This window comes from Cryobacterium sp. MLB-32, from assembly GCF_000738085.1.
Taxonomy (GTDB): Bacteria; Actinomycetota; Actinomycetes; order Actinomycetales; family Microbacteriaceae; genus Cryobacterium.
The window spans coordinates 1-900 of the sequence record NZ_JPRS01000424.1; the positions used below are offsets into that span (position 1 = coordinate 1).

The window sequence follows — 900 nt, forward strand, 5'->3', positions numbered from 1 at the left end:
CGAAGTTATCCACAGGTTTGTGCACTATTCCGGAGTATTCATCGGTTTTGCGCACATTCGGTGGATAACTATAGGAAAAGACGAATTCACAGATTGAAGGAACCATGCCGGACGGCGAACAGCCCATTGCCCAGACCTGGCAGTCGGTACTCACTACCCTCGAGTCCGATGCGTCCATCACCCCCATGCTCTACGGCTTTCTCAGCCTGGTCGAGCCCAAGGGCATTGCCGCCGGTACTTTCTACCTCGAGGTCCCCAACGAGTTCACCGCCAGCATGCTCAACCAGCGGATGAGAGTCCCCCTGCTGACGGCAATGGGACAGCTGGATGAGGCTACGGCCGTGTCGACTTTTTACGTCGTCGTCAACCCTGAACTCGAGCAGGAGTCATTACGCCCGCTCCACCAAGCATCAACACCTCCCGATGCCTCCGCGCCGGCCGCCGTTCAGTCGGTCTTCGAGGGAACGACACCTACTCCCCCGCACGAAACTCGACTGAATCCGAAATACAGTTTCGACAACTTCGTCATCGGCCAGTCCAACCGATTCGCGCACGCCGCAGCGGTGGCCGTGGCGGAGGCGCCGGCGAAGGCCTACAACCCACTCTTTGTTTACGGTTCCTCAGGACTGGGTAAGACCCACCTCCTGCACGCCATCGGCCACTATGCGATGAGCCTGTACCCCGGAATCCGTGTTCGCTACGTGAGTAGCGAGGAATTCACCAACGACTTCATCAATTCGATCGCCAATAACCGTGGTTCCGCCTTCCAAGCTCGATATCGCAACATCGACATCCTGATGATCGACGACATCCAGTTTTTGCAGGGAAAGGCGGAGACCCAGGAAGCGTTCTTCCACACGTTCAATACCCTGCACGATCACAACAAGCAGGTCGTGATCA

1 protein-coding gene is annotated in these 900 nt (G+C 56.9%); it reads left to right on the forward strand.

All coding sequences use genetic code 11. The features are described from left to right. Positions 1–104: 104 nt before the first annotated feature. Positions 105–900 (forward strand): DnaA ATPase domain-containing protein (locus tag JF66_RS19105; protein WP_035880464.1); only part of this gene is annotated, 796 nt, incomplete at its 3' end.